The organism is Psittacicella gerlachiana (genome assembly GCF_003585965.1).
In the GTDB taxonomy this organism is placed as follows: Bacteria; Pseudomonadota; Gammaproteobacteria; order Enterobacterales; family Psittacicellaceae; genus Psittacicella; species Psittacicella gerlachiana.
In genome coordinates this window covers 1-25,276 of the sequence record NZ_NRJF01000030.1, presented here as the reverse complement: position 1 = coordinate 25,276, position 25,276 = coordinate 1, and the positions used below count along the sequence as shown (strand labels likewise).

At 36.9% G+C, this 25,276-nt stretch carries 9 protein-coding genes; 4 read left to right on the top strand and 5 right to left on the bottom strand.

All coding sequences use genetic code 11. From position 1 onward, the window contains the following. Nucleotides 1-43: 43 nt before the first annotated feature. The 4 genes from CKF59_RS01275 to cmoA all read right to left on the bottom strand — a co-directional run bounded on the left by CKF59_RS01275 (nucleotide 44) and on the right by cmoA (nucleotide 3,662). A complete protein-coding gene (locus CKF59_RS01275) occupies nucleotides 44-271 on the bottom strand; it encodes a hypothetical protein (RefSeq protein WP_119534176.1) in 228 nt (75 codons plus the stop codon). A gap of 218 nt (nucleotides 272-489) precedes the next feature. Continuing rightward, nucleotides 490-1,014 carry a DUF1440 domain-containing protein gene (locus CKF59_RS01270; protein ID WP_119534175.1) on the bottom strand — a complete coding sequence of 175 codons (525 nt, stop codon included), beginning with the start codon at nucleotides 1,012-1,014 and terminating at the stop codon, nucleotides 490-492. An 829-nt stretch (nucleotides 1,015-1,843) separates the two neighbouring features. Then, on the bottom strand, nucleotides 1,844-2,365 hold the full coding sequence (locus CKF59_RS01265; protein ID WP_119534174.1) for a DUF1440 domain-containing protein: 522 nt from the start codon (nucleotides 2,363-2,365) through the stop codon (nucleotides 1,844-1,846). Nucleotides 2,366-2,909: 544 nt separating this feature from the next. Continuing rightward, nucleotides 2,910-3,662 carry a carboxy-S-adenosyl-L-methionine synthase CmoA gene (cmoA, locus tag CKF59_RS01260; protein ID WP_222985467.1) on the bottom strand — a complete coding sequence of 251 codons (753 nt, stop codon included), beginning with the start codon at nucleotides 3,660-3,662 and terminating at the stop codon, nucleotides 2,910-2,912. Nucleotides 3,663-3,837: 175 nt separating this feature from the next. On the opposite strand from cmoA, the gene aspS reads away from it, so the two are divergent. From aspS to ruvC, 4 genes are all read left to right on the top strand, one after another. Beyond that, nucleotides 3,838-5,622: an aspartate--tRNA ligase gene (gene aspS / locus CKF59_RS01255; protein ID WP_119534172.1), complete on the top strand. Its 1,785-nt coding sequence runs from the start codon at nucleotides 3,838-3,840 to the stop codon at nucleotides 5,620-5,622. Between the two features lie 31 nt (nucleotides 5,623-5,653). After that, nucleotides 5,654-6,397 (top strand): YebC/PmpR family DNA-binding transcriptional regulator, encoded by a 744-nt coding sequence (locus CKF59_RS01250; protein ID WP_119534171.1) that lies wholly within the window; start codon nucleotides 5,654-5,656, stop codon nucleotides 6,395-6,397. Nucleotides 6,398-6,755: 358 nt separating this feature from the next. Next, entirely contained in the window at nucleotides 6,756-7,484 is a 729-nt protein-coding gene (locus CKF59_RS01245; protein WP_119534170.1) for a hypothetical protein, read from the top strand. A gap of 119 nt (nucleotides 7,485-7,603) precedes the next feature. Further along, the gene (ruvC, locus tag CKF59_RS01240) at nucleotides 7,604-8,434 is read left to right on the top strand and encodes a crossover junction endodeoxyribonuclease RuvC (RefSeq protein WP_119534169.1); all 831 of its coding nucleotides are present in this window, start codon (nucleotides 7,604-7,606) and stop codon (nucleotides 8,432-8,434) included. Between the two features lie 340 nt (nucleotides 8,435-8,774). On the opposite strand, the gene CKF59_RS01235 is transcribed toward ruvC, so the two are convergent. Next, nucleotides 8,775-23,963, bottom strand: a complete 15,189-nt coding sequence (locus CKF59_RS01235; RefSeq protein WP_119534168.1) for a hypothetical protein — start codon at nucleotides 23,961-23,963, stop codon at nucleotides 8,775-8,777. Nucleotides 23,964-25,276 lie beyond the last annotated feature (1,313 nt).

Below are 25,276 nucleotides of genomic sequence, written 5' to 3'. Positions count from 1 at the left end.
ACCTATAACAAAGTAAGGAATAATGGCTTGAATTTGTTCTAAGCTAACTTGGAAAAAAATCTCTTAGCGAAACTATTGCCGGAATTAAAGCGTCATTACTAATAGGCATGGTCATAGAGACAATGCCAAGAATGCAAATAAGTAGAAACTTACTGCCAATATTTTGTTGGAGCTGTTGTTGATGAGGGCTGGTATAGTCCATACCTCCATAAGTAGAAGAAGCTTCTCCAATTACTTCTTTACCTTGTTCTATTTCTTGATGTTGTTGCATAATTGATCATTGTAGTTATACTTGTTTGAGATTTGAAAGTGGCTATTATAATAAAAAAGCTCAAGAGATTCTCAGATAAAGTAGGGTTTATTCTTGAATCTATTTCATGACAGTTTTGTATAGTATTAAACAAAGAGAGAAGTCTTAGGGATAAGCTAAGACTTCTCTCTTTGTGATTATTTTGTGGCTTAAATTTTTATTTAAAAAATTTAGCTAAATTATTTTACAGGCATATCTTCTGCGTTTTTGTAGCCTGTAGCTCCTTCACGCATATAAGCACGGAATACTTCAATACTCCAAATCCAAAGAAGAGTACCACCTAATTCAGAAAGGAAACCTGGAATAGAGAACTCACGAGGAATACCTAACATTGGAAGTACTACATAGTGAGCACTTAAAGCTGCTGCATAACCGAATACTGCACCTTTGAACATTCTTACTTTTGGTAAAATTTCAGCTAACACACAGTAAATTGCAGCCATTACAATTGAGAATATTAAGTGGGTTAACATCGCAGCCCAGTTGCCAGTTACACCTAAAATTGTATAAGTTTTGTCAGCAACATTAACTCCAAAAACTTCTAAGAATAATACTGGAGGAGGTACATCATTAACGCCACGTGGAGGGAAAGTTGATTCCCAACCATCTTTAACAAAAGCTGATAGAATACCTGCAACTATCGCAATTAATAACATTAAAACAATGCGACGTTGTCTTGGATTTGTCATTTGAAATAAATTCATATTGATCCTTCTTTCTTTTTTGATACCTTTAATAAAACTCGTATAAGAGAGAAGAGAGTAATCTCGAGTTTGTTTAATTAAGTGTGAATTATACTCTTCCCCTTAATTGTCTGTCAATAAATTACTGAGGAAAGAGGTTGAAGTAAAGGTGGTTTTAGGGAGGGGTTAAAAAGGAAAAATCGGTTTTTATGCTGTTCTAAGTAAATTAAAGTTTCATTATTTTGTTCTGTTTTTCAAAAAGATTAGGAAAAGATAAGTAAAAAAGTTAAAAAATAGTGAATACTTCCACAAAGTGTAGCAGAATAAAAGCTTTTGCCCTTAAGGTTAAGTCCTAAATCAAAGATAAGGGTAAATTTGTATATAGGAAAAGTAAATAGAGATAAGATTGAAGCAAAAGGATTTGTGATTCTCATTTATACTGAAGATTTCAAGAATTATAAGTCTACCGAATCTTGCGAGATTTAAAAGTGTTGCCTCAAATGATTTAATAAAAAACTAGTTGAGAATAAAAGATAAAATTGAATTCTTTGGTTTATGGTAAATCTTAAACTGCAGGAATTTTAATTCGGTCGAATTCGACCGAATTAAATTTGAGGCTAGAGATATTTTTTAGCTTGTCTTTTATAAAATGGGGAAGAAAGAACCTAGGCAATTGACTTTATTCTAAAAAAGTGGTGGAAATATAGGAGGATTTGCTAGAGTGTCCTGAGAAGCTAGCATTGTTTAGATACTTTGACCTGAGATATAAAATAAATTAAAAGATACAAGAAAAGCCTCAGCAAGCTAGAGCATTAAGTTATTTAGCTTACTGAGGCAAAAGAGAAGTTAATTAAAGAGGCATGTCTTCTGCATTAGCATATCCTGTTGCTCCACGACGCATATAAGCACGCAGCGCTTCGATAGTCCAAATCCATAAAGCAGCTCCTAAAAGCTCTGAAACGAGACCAGTCCAAGTAAATACACTAGCCATGCCAAGAAGAGGGAAGACAATATAGTGAGCCGCAATACCTGAAATCCAACCATAAGCTACACCTTTAAAGAGACGAATTTTAGGAAAGATTTCTGCAAGTAACACATAGATTAAAGCTAAAAAGATCGAAAAGAGAATATGTGTGCCATAGATTGCCCAGTTTACGGTAGAACCTAAAAGGGTGTAGGTTTTATTTGCAAAATCTACATGAAAAAGATTAAGAAAGAGGACAATAGGAGAAGTTTCATGAGCATATTGCGTAGGTACAAGTCCCATCCAACCTCCTTTTACAAAAGCTGAAATAAAACCTGTAACGAGAGCAATAAAAATTCCTAGAATAAATCTACGTTGTTGGGGATGAGTTGTTTGTAATAAATTCATGGGTACTCCAAAAAATATAACTAATTGTTGTTTTTGTTTGTTTTGTTTTAATTATTTGCTTGTTGTTTTAAGTATAAAGAAAAAAATTTTAGAGTAAAGGGCAAGCACAAAACTAACCAAAAGGTAACTTTTGCAAATAAAATTGAGGTTAAGTAGGAAAAAGAATCGATAATCTCGGGAGAAAATTATAAAAATAACCGTTAAGAAAAATTTTTTAATTCTGATACAAAAAGTGTAAGAATTAGTGGTAAATTTAAAGTTATAGCTCAAATTAGTAAGAGAGTTTCGGGATTGACTCTAGAGATAAAGTTTAGATAGAGCACAGAGAGGGTAAAGTCGCTTAAGACGTAGGAGGTAAGTAGAGCAAGGATCGCTAAAGGAAAAGTTAAGATAGATTAAGGATAGGTCAATAAGTTGCAATTCTTGGCATAAAGTTGATGATTGGGAAATTTTACTGAAGAGAAAGTAACCATACTTTTTGGGGGCATGCCAAGTAGTATAACTAAAACTAAAGATCTCTCCGTTTTGGGAGAGATCTTCAAGTTTATTTAGGTTTAAATGCGAGAATTGAGCAAAAGTTAAATCCTAGTTGCCACACTACCGCTTTAAAGCCAATTTGCTCTAATCTATGTAGATGCTCAGGTAGGCTATCTAAAATCATAATGTTTTCAATGGCATTACGTTTACGCTCGATTTCGAGTTGGGAATAGCCATTTTTTGCTTTAAAATCCCAATGGAGATGGCAAATTTGATGTTCGGCTTCGGGATCAGGATTAGTAAACTTTTCCGAAAGTACTAAAACACCTCCGGGATTTAAGCCTGCGTAGATGCGTTCAAGCTGGGCTTGTCTTTGTTCAGGTTTAAAAAACTGCAAGACAAAGTTCATAATTACCATGCTTGCGTTGGTAATGGTTACATTTTCAATATTGTCTAAAAGAAAATGGGTAGGGTAAGCACTTTGATAACCCGCAAGTTTGAGTTTGGCTCTTTGAATCATAGCCGAGCTATTATCCACGGCATAGAAGTTTACTTGTTGAGGTATTGCTCCAAGATTTTGGGGTTTTAAAGGTAAACTTTGACGTAAAGCAAAAGTCATAGCTCCTAGCGAGCAACCTAGATCATAGACGTTAGAATTTTCAGTAATATATCTATAACCGAGAAGAGGAATATTCTCAAGGATCGCATTATAGATAGGCACTGATCTTTGAATCATATCCGGAAAGACTTCAGCTACTACATCGTTAAACTGAAAATCTCCAGGAATATCTTGATCAGCATAGATATTATCACGGCTCATAATTAATAATAATTTACGTTAAATAAATGCTAAAAGAATGGATTTAATCGCAACCTCTTATTATAACATAGCAGAATCTGAGAAATAATTTCACTTATGGTATAATTAAGCAAGACATTTTTACAGCTTAAGCTGAAGAAAAATTTCACAGAATTTTAGATTAATAGGTAAACAAATAATGCGTTTATATTGTGGTGCAGTAACCAAAGAATATGAAGGTCAAAGCGTAACTTTAAATGGTTGGGTTGATCGTAATCGTAACTTTGGTGGTTTATGTTTTTTAAATTTACGTGACCGTGAAGGAATTGTGCAGGTGTTTATTAAGCCGGAAGCAGAGTTTTTTGTCAAGGTTTCGAATTTACGCCCTGAGTCATGTATTCGTGTAGAAGGGATTGTACGTGCTCGTCCTGCGGATCAAGTAAACCCAAAAATGAAAACTGGGGAAATTGAAATTGAAGCTACTCAAGTGCATGTATATTCGGAAGCAGAAGTTCTGCCTTTAGACTATAACACGGAAGTACCTGAAGATTTACGTTTAAAATATCGTTATTTAGATTTACGTCGTCCAGAAAATCAACAACGCTTTTTTATTCGTCACAAGGCTTATCAGGTAGTACGTAGCTACTTAGATCAACACGGTTTTATTGAAGTAGAAACTCCAGTATTATCTAAAGCTACGCCAGAGGGAGCTCGTGACTATTTAGTTCCTTCACGTGTAAATAAAGGGAAGTTTTATGCTTTACCTCAATCACCACAATTATTTAAACAATTATTAATGGTGTCAGGTTTTGATCGTTATTTCCAAATTGTAAAATGCTTCCGTGATGAAGATTTACGTTCAGACCGTCAACCTGAGTTTACACAAATTGACTTAGAAACTACGTTCCTTACTGGAGAAGAAGTACGTGAAATTGGTGAAGATTTAATTCGTCACTTATGGAAAGAAGTGTTAGATTACGATCTTCCAGCTAAATTCCCACGTATGAGTTATGATCAGGCAATGCGTGACTATGGTTCGGATAAACCTGATTTACGTAATCCATTATTATTACAAGATGTAAATACTGCTTTTACAGCAGTAGGTTTAGAGTTTTTAGCTAAAGCAGCTAATGACCCTAAAGCTCGAGTAATTGCAATTAAAGTGCCTGGAGCTGCTGAACAATTTAGTCGTAAGAAAATTGATGAATACACTAAATATGTTAACTCTTTAGGTTTAGGTGGTTTAGCTCACTTTAGTGTAGTTGACCATGAGCAAGCTCAAGTAAAAGGTTCGATTGCTAAATTTATTACTCCAGAAATTTATAGTCAATTACATCAAACATTAAATCTTGCAAATAATGATCAAGTGTTTGTAATTGCAGATCATAAAGATGTGGCAACTAAAGCTGCCGGTGGTCTACGTATTCGTTTAGGTCGTGATTTAGGCTTAGTAGACTTAAAAGCATTTGCTCCTCTGTGGGTAATTAATTTCCCAATGTATGAAATTGATGAAGAGTCGGGAGCATTAATTGCTGCTCACCATCCATTTACTTCACCAATCGAAGGTACTGTGGAGTACTTAGAGAATACTCCAGTACTAGATATCCGTGCTGACGCATGTGATATGGTAATGAATGGTTTTGAGCTTTCTTCAGGTTCAGTACGTATTTATAACCAAAAACTTCAATCAAAAATCTTTGATTTAATTGGTATAGATGCTGAAGAACAACAAGATAAATTTGGTTTCTTACTAGATGCATTTAAATATGGAGCTCCACCACATGCTGGTTGTGCTTTTGGTTTTGACCGTATTGCAATGCTCTTATCAGGAACAGAGAATATTCGTGACGTAGTAGCCTTCCCGAAAACTAATGCTGCAACTTGTTTAATGACAAATGCACCGTCATATGTTGCTGATAAAGCGTTAGCTGAAGTAGCTATAGATGTAGTTCCTGAATATAAAGTTCATCGAGACAAATAATTTTTTAATTTAAACGAAATAAAGGTTTTTTATGGCAGGTCATAGTAAGTGGGCTAATATTAAACACAAAAAAGCAGCCCAAGATGCAAAGCGTGGAAAAATTTTTACTAAATTAATTCGTGAGATTACCGTTGCTGCTAAATTAGGTGGTGGCGATGTAGCTTCGAATCCACGTCTTCGTACCGCAGTAGATAAAGCGCTATCTAATAACATGACACGTGATACCATTAATCGTGCGGTAGAGCGTGGTACAGGTGGTGGTGAAGGTACGAACATGGAGACTATTATCTATGAAGGTTATGGTCCAGGCGGTACAGCAATTATGGTTGAGTGCTTAACTGATAATCGTAACCGTACAGTATCTGAAGTACGTCATGCTTTTACCCGTTTAGGTGGAAACCTAGGTACAGATGGTTCAGTATCTTACTTATTTACCAAACGTGGAGTATTTACTTTTGAAAACTCTTCAGAAGAAGAGGTAATGGAAGTAGCTTTAGAAGCAGGTTGTGAAGATATTATTGATTACGGCGATGGTACAGTAGATGTTTACTGTCCTTGGGAAAGCTTTAACGAAGTACGTGATGCTTTAGAAGCTGCAGGCTTAAAAGCTGCTAACGCTGAAATTGCTCAAATTCCTGCAAATAAAATTGATTTAGATGCAGAGACAGCAGCTACTTTCATTAAAATGATTGATTCTTTAGAAGATCTAGATGATGTACAAGAAGTTTTTCACAATGGAGAAATTTCTGAGGAAGTAGCCGCAACGCTCGAATAATATTTATAATGGTAAAAAAGAGATCCTTAGGGGTCTCTTTTTTGTGCGATGATACAGAAGTGTGGGATGAACTCCAAAAGTTGAATGAACTTTAAGGGGGAGATTAGAGTATTTGATCAGAGATTTATCAAGAGGTGATCAGAGGTGATCGGGATTTTGTTTGCTAATGAACATGTTAAGCATAACTCACAAAAATAAGTATACAAAATGTCTCATAAAATTTAATATCTTGTAGATAAACAAATAAAAGTGTGATTTAGATCACAGATTGGACAATTTAGTTATAAATTATCTCTATTTTCTAGTAAAATAGAGCGAGTAAAAAGCTTAGTTATGTATCGCAAGCTTAGGGTAAATCATGGACTTTACACGTAATATTTTTGCTTCTCGTCGTCTTAGTTTAGCTAAGTTAGGACGTGGCATAATAATTATAGCTATATTAAGTATTACGACCTTACTCCTATCTTGGTTTCTTGTACCTTTAAAAATTTTAGGTAATCTTGGATTAAAACCAGGACTAAGTAACTTAATTAGTTTTGATAATTTAAGTTCTGAGGTTTTAGTTGGATCTTTAATTACGATTTTTTATTATAGCTTTGTCTTTATCCTCTTTATAGTTCTTGGAAAGCTATTTCCGAGTATTGAACGCAGTTCGGTAATAAAGAAAATCTTGATTTATTTTGGCTTAAGCTTTGTTTGTAGCTATCTCGTAACTTGGCAACTTTTACCTCAACCTATCTCAGCTTGGTGGTTAGGTTTAATTGTTACCAGTGCCTATGCAAGTATAGGGACAGTGTTTCTTTTTATCTTAAGCCTTTATTTGCAAAGATTTTTTATTACTTGTCGTTCACAATTTTTGTCTTGGGGACGTAATTTGCTAGTAATTTTAAGTTTTATTTTCGTGTATACGGTAATGCTCGTGCATAATTATGCCGATGCCGAGGACTTTATTACTTTAAGCTCATTATTGTTTAGTAAACAAGCCTTACCTTACTTTATTGTTACTGCCTCTACCTTTATGGTATATCAAATTTTAGTAAGGGTTTTTCTCATGCCAAGACCAAGAAGGCTAAACTTCTATGAATAATTGTCTCATAAGAAAATATAAACAGATCCAATCCAAGGTTTAGAATTATTTCTAAGCCTTTTTGCTTGTTGTTATAATACTAAGTAAAAGAAAAATTGTTATAACAAGACTAGATAATTATGACCATTATTTTAGGCCTAGATCCCGGTTCAGTAAATATGGGATATGGGATTATTGAAAAAACAGGTTCTAAGTTAAAGTATATAACTTCGGGAGTAATTAGTGTGAAAGGGAGTGATATCAATAGTCGTTTACCGATTATTTATGCCCAACTCCAAGAAGTTATTAAAACTTATCAACCTGAACATATGGTAGTGGAGCAAGTATTTATTGCGACTAACCCTCAAGCTGCTATTAAGTTAGGGATGGCTCGAGGGATAGCGATTTTGGCTGGCTCTTTAGGTGGAGCGACTATTTTTGAACTTTCAGCTCGCCAAGCGAAAAAGTTTGTCACTGGAATCGGTAGTGCCAAAAAAGAACAAGTAAATCACATGGTATGTCGCATTTTACACTTGACGAGCAAACCTAAGTTAGATGCTTCAGATGCCTTAGCTCTTGCCATTTCTCATGCTCATACTTTAAATAGTAGAGTTATGTTACAAAAACAACAAGAGCAACAAGAACTATTTGACCAACGTACCCAACAAAGATTAATTAATAGTTCTTTAAATTTTGATTCTCTTGCTCGTGCTTTTGCTCAACAAGGTGAGGGAGGCGAAACGGCTCAAGTATTGGCTAATCTCACGCAGCAAACTCATTTAAGTACGGAAAAAGAAACAACAATACCGGTAAATAGAGTTCAGAGCCAAGTAAGTAAAATACAGGCAGAATTTGTAAATATTAAAATAAATTCAGGGCGTTTTAAAGTAAAGTCTGGCAAAGCTTCAAATAGAGCCAAACTTGAAGCTAAGATAAAAAATCTGCTCGAACAAAAACATAAAAAAACTTAAGAAGATTATATAAGTAAAGAGTGATCTTTAAAGTGAATGTAAAAAAGTTTAGTAAAACTTAAAAAAATTCAGAGCAAAATAAAACAACTGAACATAAAGGTCGAAATTAAGATAACCTCATAAAATTTTCTAATTAAGATAAAAGAAAGGTGCTAATTAGCTCAGCTAATTAGCACCTTTTGTTTAATTAAATAAATTTAAATTTAAGTAGATTCTAAATCTAAGTAAATGAGAAATCTAAATAGATTTTGCTCTAAATAAATTACAAATCTAAATAGATTTTAGATCTAAATAAATTAGAAATCTAAATTGGTTTTAACTCTAATTTTAAAAAGTTAAATTAATTTTTTCTTTCTTTACGTTTATCTTTAACTAAAAGCGTATAGGTTCTTAAATAACCTGGAACGAGATTACATGCTTTAGCAAATCTTTCACGATCAAGTTCTGAAAGATTGTACTTGTTAATAATTTCTCGTACCGCAAGGTTAAGCATATCCTCTTCGCTTACTTGATAACGTTTAAAGACATCATCAATTACAAGATAACAAGTAGAGATACGGAACTCATTGTGTAGAGCCCCTAAGCCTTCACCTGCAGGGAGTGGTAAATCATTTTCTACAACTTTGCGGGTTAAGAGATCACTTGGTTCAGTCAGTAACCAATCACTATAATTACTTGCTGGCGTTACACCGTCATTACGCTTTACGCCTTTATAACGAGTAATTGGAGTATTAATTACCTTAATATGCATTTTACTTGAAGTTAAGGTAGCGTAATCTGTATCGTCTCCAGTAAAGGAAGAGTCTTGGAGGTCGATAGCTTCGGTAGCGTCAATATTAAGTTGTGCCCCTCCGCTAGAATGCGTATTAAGAGCAACTACATCACCACTGGTTGCGGTTAGATTTACTGCTGATTGCGTATTCTCAAGAGCTTGGATAGTTACATTTAATAAAGTAACATTACTTCCGGTTACACTTACTAAACCATTTTCGGCTGCCGTAGCGGTCAGAGTAGTATTAGTTAACTCTACATTACCGGTAGCATTAACGAGCATATTAGCTCCTGAGAGAGCACTTGCTCCGCTAATATTAATGCTATTATTCGCTACTAGACTTGTATTCCCAGCCTCACTACTTACTTGACTCGCAGTGATGCTTAAGTTTTCACCACTAATGGTTGTATTTTGTGTTGCTTCTATATTTACTTGGTTGAGAGATACTTGGTTTCCGCTGAGGATAACTTCTTGCCCTGAAGCATTTGTTCCTTCAAGGGTTAAGTTATTTGGCGTAGTGATCTCTAAACTTCCTTGAGCTTCAAGATTCCCTCCAGTTAAGCTTACCTCTTTCCCACTTAAACTTAGATTATTTGCTTGGATATTTAATTGCTCAGCTACAAATTGATCACGAGCAGTTAAATTAACATCGCCACTAGCTGTAATGTTTACTTGATTCTCTACACTGAAGTTACCTGCAGTAACCTCTAAATCTTGTGTCGCAATTTCAAGTTTGTTACCAAGAGTGAGATTCTCTGCCGTAAGGTTAATAGTACGTACGGCAGCAAGACTTCCACCTTTAACAGTTACATTACCTGCAGGTGACGCAAGATTTAAATCTCTACCCGCTGCGAAAGTTGAATTTGTTGCCGTGAGATTAGTTGTTCCCGTAACACTTAAATCACCTTGAGCTGTAGTTAAGCTTGCATTCGTAATGATCGTTTCACGAGTATTTAAATCACCAAGAGAAATTTCATTCTCTGCATTTAAGCTTGACTCGTACACCTCAATACTATTGCTACGGAAGCTGAGGTTAGCTCTTGCTTCGAGTTTAGAGTTATTGGTTACAGTAACACTTGTGCCATTAAGAGTAAGCTCGGTTGCTTCGAGACTAGTATTGTTTAAACTAATTTCGGTAGCATTAAGCAGAGCTTGTCCGCTAGTTGCGTTAACTTTACTATCTTTAACTTCTAAGTTTGAAGCTGTAATTTGTACATTAGTACCGCTAATGTTGGTATCTTGCGTGAGAGAAACCTTATCACTAGTGTTAATTTCAGTAGTCCCTTTAGCAGAATGAACTTCTGAGTTTTCAAGGGTGATTGTTGTTTGAGCTTGGAGTTTAGCTCCTGCAGTGGCATTAACTTGGCTCTTAGTTATAGTTAAGTCATCTGTAGTTGCTTCTAAAGATAGACTTGCTCCCGTAGTAAGACTAGAGTTACTTATCTTTAAGCTATCCCCCAAGATATGTAAATCTTCATTTTTAGTGGTTAAGGTTACATTCTCTAGCGTTGCCATGCCGGTAGTAGAGTCTACAGTTATACTGCCGGTTTGGGTGGTAATGCTTGTTTGTTCTTTGAGCATTACTTCTTGAGCTGTGAGATTAACTGTACCCTGTGCTTCTAAAGAAGAAGCATTGCTTAGCTCAATTTTGCTCTCAGTTGAACTTAAGTTAAGGTTGAGCTGAGCGTTTACCGCAGAGTTAGAAACATTTACCTCGTTAGTAGCAAGTAAGCTTACATTACCTTCCTGACTACTTAAACAAGAAGAGTAAAGGTTAATCGTTTGACTATCTTGTTCTGCAAGAACAACTTCACCGTTTGAAGCCGTAAGGGCACTTGGAGCTGTATCAAGACTACGACGAGAACGTACTAACACATCTCCTTTAGCGGTAGCACTTGCATTATTAAACTCCGTAGAGTTTGTAGCATTTAAATTAATACCACTTGTGGTTGCGTTTAAGCTAGCATTGTTAACAACAATATCTTGAGCATTGAAGTTCATGCCAGCCCCAGTGAGACTAGAGTTTTGCGTCACTTCAAGGCTAGTTGCACTTAAGTTTAGCGCTCCTTGGGTTAAGGAAATGCTTGAGTTGTCGAGAACTATTTTGTTCGCAACCTCAGCTTCCATAGAACCTTGAGCAATGGAGATATTAGTATTGGTAGTAGTGAAGTTACCACTTAGAGCGTTAACTTCAAGTTTACCTGCTGTACCAGTCACCGTGATATTAGTACCTGTGGCGTTAATATCATTGGTAGTGGCAGTAAGATTCACAACATCAGTAGCAGTTACATTAGTACCATTGCCTAGAGTTACACTGGTTGCATTAACTTTAACTTCTGTACCTTCAAGACTTGAGTTATTAATCGTTGTCACTCCTGAGGTTGCATTCACTAAAGCCGTACCTGAGGTTGCATTTACTTTACTATCAGAGATTTCTACACTTGTACCAGTTACCGTTGCATTAGTACCAGTTACTTGTGTTCCCTGCGTTAAGCTTGCTTTACCACCAGTTGCTTGCACGGTTGCGTTACCTTTGGCTGCCACAATGCTACTGTTAGTTGTTGTAATCTCAGTTGCTCCGGTTACAGTTGCAGAAGTATTACCTCTTACATTTGCATTCCCTAAAGTTACTTCGCTCGTATTCGCAGTTACACTTGCGTTAGTTTGAGCCGTAACATTAGTATTGGTTAAGCTTACATTATCCCCATTTACAGAAGCATTTTGTTTTGCAGTTACTGTAGTGTTATCTAAGTTCGCTTTACCGTCTTTAGCGTTAATCACTGCATCTGTAGAGGTTGCATTCACCGTAGTGTTAGCTAAGCTTACACCTTTACCATTAACTTCAGCACTTGTACCCGTAACATTAGATTTAGTTAAATCTACTGTACCTGAAGCATTCACGCTTGCTTTGCCTTGACTTGAAGTAATGCTAGCATTAGTTCCTGTCACCGCATTGCTTGCATTTACGCTTGCCACACCTGAAGTTGCATTAACTTTAGCGTCGGTTAAGGTTACATTACCAGCTGTAGCATTAACTTTGGCATTAGTACCTGCATTTACACTTGCATTAGTTAGGCTTATGTTAGCTCCACTTACGGTAGCATTGTGTTTTGCTGTTACCCTAGTGTTAGTTCCCTTAACATCTTTACCTGAAACTACACTTGCGTTACCGCTCGTTGCATTTACAGTTACGTTGGTTAAGGTCGCATTACCCGTTGTAGCATTCACAGTTGCATTGCTACCTGTAACACTCGCATTAGTTAAGCTTACGTTTGCACCGCTTACTGAAGCATTTTGTTTTGCAACTACGGTTGTGTTATCTAAAGTAACATTGCCATCTTTAGCGTTCACTACAGCATCGTTCGTAGTTGCGTTCACGGTAGAGTTAGCTAGGCTTACCCCTTCACCTACTACTTCAACGCTTGAAGCTGTTACATTAGCTTTGCTTAAATCTACAGATCTGGTTGCATTTACACTTGCTTTGCCTGAGGTTGCAGTTAAGTTAACATTTGCTCCCGTAATATTCTGAGTCGCAACTACACTTGCGTTACCACTGGTCGCATTTACAGTTACATTAGTTAAGCTTACATTACCAGAAGTAGCATTAACTGTAGCATGATTACCTGCAGTTACGCTTGTATTAGTTAAGCTCACATTTGTTCCGCTTACAGAGGCGTTTTGAGTTGCCGTTGCACTAGAGTTAGCTAAAGTAACATTCCCCTCTTTAGCTTTTACTACTGCATCAGTTGTAGTTGCGTTTACGGTAGTATTAGTTAAGTTTACCTCTTTAGCTGTAATTTCAACATTTGCTCCGCTTACATTAGATTTGCTTAACTCTATTGTTCCCGTTGCATTTGCGTTTGCTTGACCAGAGGTTGAGGTTACAGAGGCATTTGTTCCTGTAATATTTCCACTCGCAATTACACTTGCATTCCCGCTGGTTGCATTTACTTTAGCATTAGTTAGGCTTACATTGCCAGCAGTTGCGTTAACAGTTGTGTCTAAGCCTGCGTTTACGCTGGCATTAGTTAAGTCAATATTAGTACCAGTTACCGAAGCAACATTTGCATTTGCAGTTAAAGTAGCATTATTGAGAGTTACCTTACCTGAGGTTGCATTTACGGTTAACACACCTGCTTCAGTGGTGAGAGCTGATTTTTCAAGGAGATTTACTTCTTGAGCAGTAATGTTAATTGATCTACCAGCGGTTAAACTAGAGTTAGTTACATTTACTTTACCTTCAGGAGCACTGAGATTTATATCTAATTTTGCGTTAACCCTAGTTGAGGATACATTTACTCCATTATTACCACGTAAACTTACATTACCCGCTGTAGCATTTAAGCTGGTCGCAGTTACATTAATACTTGTGGTATTAGCATCCCCTAAAGAAATATCTCCTTTGGTTGCATTTAAGGTTGCATTGGTTACCTCAATAGCTTTTGCACGGACAAAAGTATGATTTGTAGCGTTTGCGGTTAAGTTTGTAAGAGTTGCGGTAGTATTTGCTTTGATCGTAATGTTCTCAGCTGTAGAGGTTAGAGTTGCATTGTTCACTGTAACCTGGTTAGCTTCAAGAGTTACTTCATTACCTTTTACCTGACTATGGTTAGTGAGGCTGAGGTTATGAGTTGCATTTAAGTTCACGCTTCCAGCAGTTGAACCCAAGTTAGAAGCGTCTACACTAATATTTGCCGAATTTACGTCAAGGTTCTTCGTAGCCGTCACATTTGCATTCACAAAAGTTACATTGTTCTTAACTTTTACATTTACATTTTGTGCTGAAACGTTTGAAGTACTTACAACAAGGTTAGAAGCGTCGGCACTGGTAGTGAAGTTTACATCTCCACTTGTAGCATTAACTACTGAGTTAGTTACGGTAATGTTGGTTTTTGAGACAAAGTCTACATTACTATTGCTAGAGTTATAGTTGCCTCCAACTGCAGTAATGTTTCCTTGAGAGGCATTTATCACCACCCCATTTGTTGCACTTACGCCTGAGTTGCTTAAGTTAATGTCTCCGTTTATAGCGGTAACATTAGCTTTGTTCCCTGCATTTAGTTGAGCATTAGCTAATGCAACATTTCCTGTAGCTACTACCGTAATATTACCTTGTGCGGTTACTTGAGTTTTAGAAGCAGTAGCACCATCGTTTACGATATCTTTAGTTGCGGTTAAGTTAATATTTCCATCAGCATTCATACTAGCCGCATTAAAGGTTAGGTTACCTTCAGTTGCATTGACATTAATGTCTTTACCAGCGGTTACCTCTGAATTTGTGAGGATTACATTATCCCCCTCAAGGTTCGCAGATTGACTTGCATTAACTACCGAGTTCTCGGTTACGCTTAAGTTAACACTTGCAGTTAAATTAACATCACCTTGAGTTGAAGTTAAGTTAGTTGAGCTTGCTGAGATATTGGCAGCACTTACTCCTAAACTTGTCTCGGTAGCCGTAACATTTGCTTGGGTAAAGGTTACGTTGTTTTTAACGTTTACGTTTACTGATTTAGCGGTAACATTAGTATTCTCTACTTTTAAGTTGGAATCAGTTGAAGTTGTACTAAAGTTCACTACTCCAGCTTTTGCTTCGACTACAGATTGATTAATGGTAATGTTATTTGCTGCTACAAAGTCTACATTTTTGTTTGTAGAAGTATAGTTTCCGCCTGAAGCAGAAATACTACCTGCAGAAGCATTAATGAGTACTGTATTTTTAGCACTTACCCCTGAGTTATCAAGACTGATATTTCCGGTTTGTGCAGTTACATTTGCATTATCACCAGCTTGTAATTGGGTATTTGGTAGAGCGACATTACCGGTTGCAAATACGGTAATGTTACCACCAGCAGTTACTTGAGCAGGAGATCCCGCCTCTCCGCCATTTACGATATCTTTGCTAGCGGTTAAGCTAATGTTCCCTGTTGCATTCATTGGAGCAGCATTAAAGCTTAGGTTACCAGTTGTAGCATTAACACTAATATCTTTGCCTGCATTAATTGCAGAGTTAGTCAGGGTTACATTACCACTAGTTAAGGTTGCATTACCTGCAGCTTGGACTACAGATTGGTTAGTAACGCTTAAGTTAACTGAGGCATTTAACTCTACATCTCCTGCAGTTGAAGCTAAGTTAGTATTGTTTGCACTAATGTTCTTAGCAGATACTTTAAGACTTTCTTGAGAAACAACTTTACTGCTAGTTAAGTTTACATTGTCTTTTACGGCAACAGTAATGCTACCTTGAGCTGCGGAGATATTGGTATTGGTTGCAGTTACATTACCTTCTTGAGCATTAATTGCAACTTTGCTACTTGTACCAGTTGCGGAGATATTTGTGCCGGTAGCATTGAGATCACCTGTAGTAGCGTTAATGTTCACTGAGGTTTGAGCAGTTACATTAGTACCATTACCTAAGGTTACGCTTGTACCCTTAACGGTTACATTTGTCGCATTTACACTTGCATTGTTAATTTCAACTGTACCCTTAGTTGCATTAACTATCGCAGTATTGGTTGCATTAACTTCACCATTGGTAATAGCTACACTTGTAGCTGTTACACTTGCGTTACCCTTAGTTGCAGTAACGTTAGTATCTACAAGCGTTGCAGTTCCACTTGTAGCATGTACGGTAGCATTAGTACCTTTAACCGTAGCATTGGTTAAGCTTACGTTAGTTCCACGTACACTTGCGTTTTGCGTTGCCCTTACAGTGGTATTGTTGAGAGTTGCGTTACCTGCGGTTGCATTAACTGTTGCTTCACCATTAGTTGCGGTTACATTGGTGTTTGTAGCTTCAACTCCTTTACCACTTACTGTCGCATTACCATGAGAAGCATTAATGTCGACCTTAGTTAAGGTTACATTGTCCGTTGCGGTTACACTAGCAGAGTTACCTGAAACATTAACATTAGTTAGGTTAACTTTACCGTTGGTTGCATTAATAGTAGCATTGCCAGCTTTGGCAGTGATATTAGCGTTTGTAGCTTCAATCGCTTTACCGCTTACACTTGCATTACCTTGAGAAGCATTAATGTTAACATCAGTTAGAGTTACGTTATCTATAGCGGTTACGGTAGCTGAGTTACCCGCAACATTAGCATTAGTTAGGTTAACTTTACCATTGGTTGCATTAATAGTAGCATTGCCAGCTTTGGCAGTAATGTTAGCGTTTGTTGCTGTAACCTCTTTACCGCTTACGCTTGCATTACCGTTAGAAGCATTAATGTTCACCTTAGTTAAGGTTATGTTATCCGTAGCGGTTACGGTAGCTGAGTTACCCGCAACATTAGCATTAGTTAGGTTAACTTTACCACCAGTAGCATTAACGGTAGCATTACCATCTTTGGCAGTAATGTTAGCGTTTGTAGCTGTAACCTCTTTACCGCTTACGTTTGCATTACCGTTAGAAGCATTAACGTTCACCTTAGTTAAGGTTACGTTATCCGTAGCAGTTACGGTTGCTGAGTTACCTGCAACATTAGCGTTGGTTAAGTTAACTTTACCACCGTTAGCATTAACGGTTGCATTGCCAGATTTAGCAGTGATGTTGGTATTTGTTGCTTCAACAGCTTTACCGCTTACACTTGCGTTACCGTTAGAAGCATTAACGTTCACCTTAGTTAAGGTTACGTTATCAGTAGCGGTTACGGTAGCAGTATTACCTGTAACATTTGCATTGGTTAAGTTAACTTTACCACCAGTGGCATTAACGGTAGTATTACCACCTTTGGCAGTAATGTTAGCGTTTGTTGCTGTAACTTCTTTACCGCTTACGCTTACATTACCGTTAGAAGCATTAACGTTCACCTTAGTTAAGGTTACGTTATCTGTAGCGGTTACGGTTGCTGAGTTACCCGAAACATTTGCGTTGGTTAAGTTTGCTTTACCATCAGTTGCATTAACGGTAGCATTACCATCTTTGGTAGTAATGTTAGCGTTTGTAGCTGTAACCTCTTTACCGCTTACGCTTGCATTACCTTGAGTAGCATTAACATCAACATCTGTTAAAGTAACCTTGTCCGTAGCATTAACTGTAGCGTCTGTTCCTGCAACATTACTATTACTTAGAGTAACTGTTCCTGAGGTTGCTTCAACCTGAGCCTTACCACCTTTAGCGGTAATATTAGTTCTTGTAACTTCTACTTCAGAACCAGTAACCGTAGAAGCTCCGGCAGTTGCATTAACTTCAACGTCAGTTAAGCTAGCTTTATTGCCCGCTTTAACATTCGCACTAGCCCCTGAAACTTTAGCTTTGGTTAGAGTAGCTGTAGTGCCAGCGGTTACATTAGCTTCACCAGTTGTTGCGGTTACATTAACATGAGTTAAACTTGCAGCTCCTGAGTTAGCGGTAACCGTTGCAGAAGTACCATTTATACTTGCATTCACTAAAGTCGCATCACTACCGGTAACTTTTGCAGCTCCTGCAGTAGCATTTACACTAGCGTTGTTTAGATCAGCTTTGCCAGTTCTTGCATCAACTGTAGCTGCTCCTGAGGTTGCTGTAACTGTTGCATTATTTAGGGTAACTCCATTACCACTAACCTCTGCCCTTACTCCTGAAACACGAGAATTAGCACTTAAAGTTACTGCACCAGTAGAAGCATTAACAGTCGCATCACCTGTTTTGGTGGTAAAGCTAGTATTAGTTGCAGTTACACCGGTAGTTGCATTTACTTTTACTCCCGTAGAGGCATTTAAACTAGCATTCACAAAGGTTGCTGAACCACAGCTTGCGTTAACGGTGATATTACCTTTGTCTCCTTTAAGGGTAGTTTGCGTAGCATTTACACTATTAGCTGTGATGTTGATAGATCTATCTGCGTTTAAATAAGTGTTGTTGGAGATGTTTATTTCACCTTCAGCTGAGCTTAAGTTAATATCAAGCCCCGCCTTAGTGGTTACTCCAGAAACCTTCACGCCTTTAGAACCACTTGCACTTACATTACCAGCAGTTGCAGTTAAAGTCGAAGCGGTAATATTAGTATGTGCGGTAGTTAGATTTCCTAGAGAGATATCACCTTTAGATGCGGTTACAGTACTATTGTTTAGATCAATTGAACTACCACGAACAAAAGTATGATTTTCTGCTTTGGCACTGAGGTTGTAAAGATTTACTGCTTTAGTTGCACAAATAGTAATGTTTTCACTAGTTGCAGTCGTAGTACTATTGCCAACTTTTACTTCTGCTCCCGCTAAAACTACAGCTGTACCATTAACTTGGCTTTGTTCTAAACTTAAGTTCGCAGTTGCGGTTAGATTAACCTCTCCTTTGGCAGTTAAGTTAGAAGAAGTAGCGTTAATGTTATTTGCTTTTACGACAAAACTATTTTCGGTAGCGGCTACATTGGTATTGGTAAAGGTTACATTATTTTTTACGTTTACGTTTACGGTTTTAGCACTAACATTGGTGTTGCTAACTTTTAAGTTGGCATTTGTTGCAGTGGCATTAAAGTTAACTGCACCTTGATTTGCACTTACTACAGAATTATCTAGGGTAATGTTATTCCCCGCTCTAAAGTCTACATTTTTATTAGTAGAGCTATATGTACCACCGGAAGCAGCAATATTTCCGACTGTAGCATTTACTTCTACAGACTCAGTAGCACTTACGCCTGAGTTATCGAGGTTAATATCTCCACCCTTAGCCACTACTGAAGCATTAGCTCCAGCCTGTAGTTGCACATGAGGCAGAGAAACATTACCATTAGCTGCGACATAAATATTTGCTTTAGCAGTAACTTGAGCTTGGCTCTCGGCAGCCCCACCATTGATAATATTTTTGCTTGCAACAAGACTAATGTTTTCTCCAGCATTCATTGGAGCAGCACTAAAGGTAAGGTTGCCTGCAGTTGCATTAACTTCAATACTGTTTGTAGCATTGAGGCTAGAGTTAGTCAGAGTAACCTTGCCTCCATGGAGGTGCATAGAACCTGACGCATTGATCTTAGAGTTATCTGTAACTTCTAAGTTATTCGAAGCGGTTAGGTTGATATCGCCCGAACTTGCACTGAGATTAGTACTATTTACAGTGATATTTTTAGTTTCAATTGCTAAAGTATTTACACTAGAAACATTTGAAGACGTAAAGCTTACATTGTTTTTTGCATTTACAGCAACAGATTTAGCGGTAACATTAGTCTGAGTTATAGTTAATTGAGAGTTATCAGCAGTTAAAGTTAAGTTAACTTCACCTTTGCTAGCATTAACTACAGACTGTTGTAGAGTAATGCAATTACCCGCACTAATTGCTACATTTTGCTCTTGAGAAATATAACTTCCGTTTTTAGCACTAACGTTTCCGGTTACTGCCGTTACGGTTAAGCTGTTAGTAGCATTAGCCGTAGCATTATCGAGATTAATATTCCCTTTTTGAGCGGTAATATTAGCTTGGTTACCTGCAGTTACTTGAGTATAAGGTAAAGAAACATTTCCGCCTGCGGAGATGGTAACATTACCCGGAGCATAAAGTTGTGCTGTTTTTTGTTGAGCACCACCTTTAATTATGTCTTGCTTAGCGGTTAAAGTAAGATCTTTACCTGCTTTGAGAGGAACTTGATTAAAGGTTAAGCTTCCTTGCGTAGAATTAACAGTAATACTTTTTCCTGCAACTACAGGAGAGTTTTCAAGGTTAACATGACCACCGGTAAGGGTAACATTGCCTCCCGCATTCATGGTGCTTGTTTGCGTAACATTTAAGTTAACCCCTGCATTTAAATCTAGGTCACCTGAGGTAGCTGTAAAGTTTGCTTGTTGAGCCGTAAGATTTCCTGAAGCTCTGACCGTTAAGTTATCTCGAGTAACAAGTTTACTTTGACTAAAACTTGCATTATTGCCAACATTTATCTCGATACTACCTTGAACTGCTGAGATATTAGTATTTGGAGCTTCTAAGCTTCCTTCGGTTGCAGTAATGGTAACCTTACCATTATCTCCAGTAACGGTAATATTAGTGCCAGGAGCATTAATATCTCCTTGAGTTGCGGTTAAGTTAACTTCCGTTTTGGCAGTGATATTAGTACCATTAGTAAAATTAATGCTCGTAGCATTGATTGTTACTGCTGAAGCATTAACACTGGTTTTATTTTCAAGGCTAACTTTTCCATTAGTCGCATTAATGGTTGCTGTACCTGAGGCATTTACTTGAGTATTGTTTAGGGAAACATTAGTTCCAGTAATATTAGCCTCACCATTTGTTGCGGTAACATTAATCTTAGTTAGGGTAGCATTACCATTAGTAGCACTAACTTGAGCTGAGCCTCCTGATACTTGAGCATTAGATAGATTTGCTTCGCCATTGCTAGCAATAACCTTAGCTGCTCCTCCATTAGAGGTGACATTTGCATTGGTTACGGTTACTTGTGTACCTGAAACTTTAGCTTCGCTTGTGGTTGCAGAGACATTAGTCGAGGTTACACTAGTTTTACCGCTAGTTGAAGTAACACTTGCTGAGCTTCCGGCAACTTTTGCGTTAGAAACAGTAGCTGCTCCTGTAGTAGCACTAACGCTCGTCGCTCCACCAGTTGAAGTTACATTAGCATTGGTTACAGTTACTTCTGAGCCTGATACTTTAGCTTCTCCTGAAGTTGCAGAGACATTAGTTGAAGTTACACTAGTTTTACCGCTAGTTGAAGTAACACTTGCAGAGTTTCCGGCAACTTTTGTGTTAGAAACCGTCGTCGCTCCTGTAGTAGCACTAACGCTCGCCGCTCCACCAGTTGAAGTTACATTAGCATTGGTTACAGTTACTTCTGAACCTGATACTTTAGCTTCTCCTGAGATTGCAGAGACATTAGTCGAGGTCACACTAGTTTTACCACTGGTTGAAGTAACACTTGCTGAGCTTCCGGAAACTTTTGCTTGAGAAACTGTAGCAGCTCCTGTAGTAGCACTAACAGTTGCCGCTCCACCGGTTGAAGTTACATTCGCATTGGTTACAGTTACTTGAGTTCCTGATACTTTAGCTTCACTCGTAGAGGCTGTAACATTACTTGCAGTTACACTTGCAGCCCCACCACTAGAAACTACACTCGCAGAAGTTCCTTCCACAGCAACATTAGTTAAAGTTACCTCACTTGAACCACTTACACTTGCAGCTCCAGTAGTAGCCTTAACTTTGCCGTCTTTTAAGGTAGTAGTTCCTGCGGTGGTATCAATGGTTGCAGTAGCCCCTTGAGCGGTAACACTAGTTAATTCGGTTTTAGTTTTTCCGGTAACATTTAAATTTCCACTCGCTTCAATTTTAGCGGTATTAACTGTAACGCAACCACCGGAAACACAAACATTATTTGCTTTAACATTAAAGTTATCAACTTTGGCATTGATATCTGCATTTAAGTAAACACTTGCTTGCGTACCTAAGTTTAAGGTAACTTGGTTATTTAAGGTAGCGTTGTTAGTGGTGTTAATGGTTAATAAACCAGTACTTACATTGATTACTGCTTTATTAAAGTTAATGTCTCCTTCAACTGCTTGTAGCGTTGCATTGTTGGTAGCTTCGATAGTAGTGTTGGTAACATTAATTGCCCCATTAGTGGTTCTAATTGTCGTAGTATTAGTACCATTAAACTTACTATTATTGAGGAGAGCATTACTTACATTTATCTCAAAAGATCCTGTACCGGCTCCATTAAAAGTAGTATTGTTCGTGGTTAAGTTCGAGAGGGTGTTATTAATGGTAGCTACACCGGTAACATTGAATCTAGAGTTGGTAGCATTAATGGTTGAAGCTTGTCCTCTATTAGGAGAAGAAGATAAGTTTTTGGCAGTTAAATTTACATTAGTAAAGGTTGCATTAGCATTAAACTGAAAATATACATATCCAGCTGCAGCTGAGATATTAGTGTTAGTTGCTTCTAAGCCTCCATAGGAATGAGAACGTAGGTAGATGGCTCCTGAGTTACTTGTTATTTGCGAGTCTTTAAAAGTTGTTTTGAAAGTGGTGCCTCTATAATCATAGCTTGCATCATGAGTACCTAAGGTAATATTTTTTGCAGCAGTGAAGTTTGAGGTTGAAGCAGAAAATCCTTTTGCTTGTAGGGATAAATCTCCATATTTAATATTAAAACTAGAGTTAGTAATGGACATATTACCACTACTTGTATAAATGTTTAGATTATGATCACCAGAAATTCTTGCATTTTCAATATAGATATTGGCAGTAGCATATAGGAGTACACCTGAGCTTCTAAGTTGACTATTAATTTGTGAATCTACGATGACACTTCTACCATTTTGACTATCTGCATATTCATTTATAGGTAGTTGACCGTTATACCACCATGTACCTGCAACAGGAGCTTCTGAGTTAGTACCATTACCGATCAGTAAATCTCGAGGATCTAAGAGCCAAGTTCCATAGTAGTTTCTGCCTAGATCAGATTTCGTACTTACCGTAAATTCTTGCCCTAAATCAATGTAGTGACCTGAAGTTTCAATCAGTCCCCCTTTACCGGTTTTTGATTCAGCAAAGAAGTTTCCACTTACGAGAGCAGTATTTCCCCATAGGGCAATATTACCTGCATTCCCCTTAGCAGAAGAGTTAATTTTTGCTCCTTGATCGACAAGTGTAATGTTTGCTAGTTTAATCTCACCTTTACCTTCAGCATCACCCCCGATTTGAATTTGTCCACCATTACTTTGAATTTTTGTCTGGCTACTTAAGCGTACCGCATCCCCTAATACCTGTACTTTACCGCCTTGCGACTTAATTGTGCCGTTAGTCACTACAATACTATCTTTATGGGTACTAATCTTAGCATCCTGAGCATTAAGGACATTTAGGGTGTCATTTTTTACCGTCCCTGCTCCATAAAGGATTACATTGCCATTTGCATCAATGGTTGCAGTAGTAGTTTGTTGTCCATAACTCGACATAATATCGGCAAAAGTAGCTTCATTGTTTTGTCCATGTGCTACCTTATTTGCCACCATTGCTACATTTTGCCCTAAAATTGTTCCAAGGTTTACTGCTTGGTTTTCTGCTGTAACTTTATAAGAGATTAAAGGGTTGTTGAGATCTTGAATACTAATCGATTGTCCAGCAAGTAGATAGATAGTGCCATTTCTTGCTTCAAGAGTTCCCGTATTAATTACTTGTCCGCCAATTAATGCGAGACTTCCATCAGCATTTACTTTAATCATCCCTTGGTTTAAGATTTTGGTAATTGCTTTATCCTTGTCTTGATTAAAGACATAATCACCTTGTAAAAAGTTATCATTGGTGATATCCAAGGTTGAGGCTACCAAACCAGCAACATCCACTTGAGCATTTGCTCCAAAAACAATTCCTGCTGGGTTAACCAGAAAAACCTTACCATTAGATTCTAATTGTCCAAGAATTTGGGACACGCTTCCGCCCAGCACGCGGTTGAGGACGGCTGAGTTATTTGATTCTTGGATAAATTTTACGATTTCATGATTGTTTATATTGAATTTGTGCCATTCAATAATTGCATTGGGAGAGTTAGTAATTGTAGTTACAAGGTCATTAGTGATTACATCTACTCGACCATTAATAACTTGCATTCCTGTACGAGCTGCCTCATCAGCATAAGCTACGCTGGTAGTTAAGCCAACTGGAACAATAACTTTATTTACAAACTGTTGTATTTTATTAAATGTAAAGGTTTTATTAGTGGAGCTGGTTGTTGGAACTTGCTCTTGCTTAATTGAACCGGTAACGCAATTAGAAGCAAGTTCGGAAACCGCATCAAGGGAGAGAGTATGACGGTTAAATTTTAGTTTATATTTTTTATTCATAATAATCTGTTATTCAAAAGAGCTAACACATTACTACAGCTTTTTTGCTTGACAAATTGAGAAAAAAGCAGTGCAAAAATACTTAAAAAAGTACTCAATAAAATTGAATAAAAAGTACAAACATAAATATAGTCCTAATAACTGATTACTAGGACAGAGGGAAGAATTTTAATTACAAACTACAAATATACCTATGAGTTTTCTTAATTTTTTAAGCTTTTGAAGATTGGAGTTAATTTTCTTAAAGACTTTACGTGCAAACTCTTTTTTTAAGGTTAGAGGTTAGGAGACTAGAGCTTTGGTTTGAGATAAGAGACTTGAAGCTCTAAGTGTCAAATTATATCAAATTGCAAAATTAAGCAAGATTATACAAAGAATACATACGAAATTGCAAAATTATACAAAATAATGATAATTTTGTTTACTCTAACTTTAAGATGATTTTAGAGTGACTTTAGGGTGTTGATAAGTAAGTCTAGTGAGAGATTGCAGTATAAAATCTCAAAGGAAAACTTCAAAACCAAGATAAATTATACCTTTGGTGCTTTTAATGGTTAATTTATTAAGCTTTGCGGAGATTATGAAGAAAGATTTTCAGAAGCTTAAGAAAAAACTATAGGATATTTTGGGTATAGTCCACACATATATGAAAATATTTATAAACTATATTTTTTCTCTCAAGTTTGGAAGCAAAATTTTTGTGGTATGTGCAAATAGAGGCAATTAAGATGTAAACTTTAGTTAAACGAAAATTTTCATCATTAGTAATTTGCTTTTGCTTTCTTGAGAGGAGAAGTTTGTAATGTAATAAAAGAAATCAATGGCTAAGTAAAGTGATTACAACTTAAAAAGTAATTAAAACTCTAAAACACTGAAATATCTTAATTTTTTTTGGTGCTTTTGAGCCTCTCATTAATAAATCTGCTCTAAGTTTACTTATGAAACGAGAAGCGAATTAAGGTTGACTTAAGGGAGAATTTCAGAGGCTTTTTACGAGTAAAAACAGTGGAGTTAAGCTTGATTTTAAGTAGAGAAACTACATAGTTGGTATTAAATTTCGCTGATATGTCCAGGACATATCAGAAAAATGTTAAAACATTTTTCTGAAGTATCTTACTTAAGTATTACTTAAAAGTTATGTACTACTTAGAGAGATCAATTTCTAATAATTCTGACGTAAAGTAATCTATGTTTATAAAGAGATAGCTTGGTTCTATGACTTTTAAGAGTCTTTTTTCTTATTAAAATTATTCTAGAGTTAGTTATTTCTTCTTACTTTAAAAGCTTAAGACTTTTGAGACAAACATATACAG

Excerpts from the sequence above, each read along its gene's own strand:
- cmoA (WP_222985467.1), bottom strand. The coding sequence starts at position 3,662 with ATGAGCCGTGATAATATCTATGCTGATCAAGATATTCCTGGAGATTTT.
- CKF59_RS01275 (WP_119534176.1), bottom strand. The coding sequence starts at position 271 with ATGCAACAACATCAAGAAATAGAACAAGGTAAAGAAGTAATTGGAGAA.
- CKF59_RS01270 (WP_119534175.1), bottom strand. The coding sequence starts at position 1,014 with ATGAATTTATTTCAAATGACAAATCCAAGACAACGTCGCATTGTTTTA.
- CKF59_RS01265 (WP_119534174.1), bottom strand. The coding sequence starts at position 2,365 with ATGAATTTATTACAAACAACTCATCCCCAACAACGTAGATTTATTCTA.
- CKF59_RS01250 (WP_119534171.1), top strand. The coding sequence starts at position 5,654 with ATGGCAGGTCATAGTAAGTGGGCTAATATTAAACACAAAAAAGCAGCC.
- CKF59_RS01235 (WP_119534168.1), bottom strand. The coding sequence starts at position 23,963 with ATGAATAAAAAATATAAACTAAAATTTAACCGTCATACTCTCTCCCTT.
- ruvC (WP_119534169.1), top strand. The coding sequence starts at position 7,604 with ATGACCATTATTTTAGGCCTAGATCCCGGTTCAGTAAATATGGGATAT.
- CKF59_RS01245 (WP_119534170.1), top strand. The coding sequence starts at position 6,756 with ATGGACTTTACACGTAATATTTTTGCTTCTCGTCGTCTTAGTTTAGCT.